This is a genomic window from Acinetobacter sp. AS5, from assembly GCF_048957595.1.
Classification (GTDB): Bacteria; Pseudomonadota; Gammaproteobacteria; order Pseudomonadales; family Moraxellaceae; genus Acinetobacter.
Genome location: NZ_JARDAL010000167.1, coordinates 1 through 531 on the forward strand (window position 1 = coordinate 1; position 531 = coordinate 531).

Annotated in this window: 1 protein-coding gene; it reads left to right on the plus strand. The window is 39.9% G+C overall.

Going from position 1 to position 531, the window contains the following annotated elements; all coding sequences use genetic code 11:
- The coding region (locus PV763_RS17780) for an IS6-like element IS1008 family transposase (protein ID WP_420938307.1) at positions 1 to 531 on the plus strand (531 nt) is incomplete at both ends.

Genomic DNA, 531 nt, shown 5'->3' on the forward strand with positions numbered 1-531 from the left:
TGGTATTGTAAATATGGCATCAGCTATCGTGAACTTCAAGAAATGCTCGCTGAACGAGGCATAAATGTGGATCACAGTACAATTTATCGTTGGGTTCAGCGTTATGCTCCAGAAATGGAAAAACGGTTACGCTGGTATTGGCGTAATCCTACAGATTTACATTCATGGCATATGGATGAGACTTATATCAAAGTGAAGGGGCGATGGACTTACCTGTATCGTGCAGTTGATCAACGGGGTCATACGATTGACTTTTACCTTTCCGCTAGACGGAACAGTAAATCAGCCTATAGTTTTCTAGGAAAGATCTTCAATACGGTGAAAAAATGGCAAATTCCACGGGTCATCAATACAGATAAAGCAGCGACCTATGGCCATGCTTTATCACGATTAAAGCGAGAAGGAAAATGTCCAGTAGATATTGAGCACAGGCAGATTAAGTATAAAAATAATGTCATTGAATGTGATCATGGTAAGTTAAAGCGAATCATCAGGGCCACATTAGGATTCAAATCTATGAAGACTGCTTAT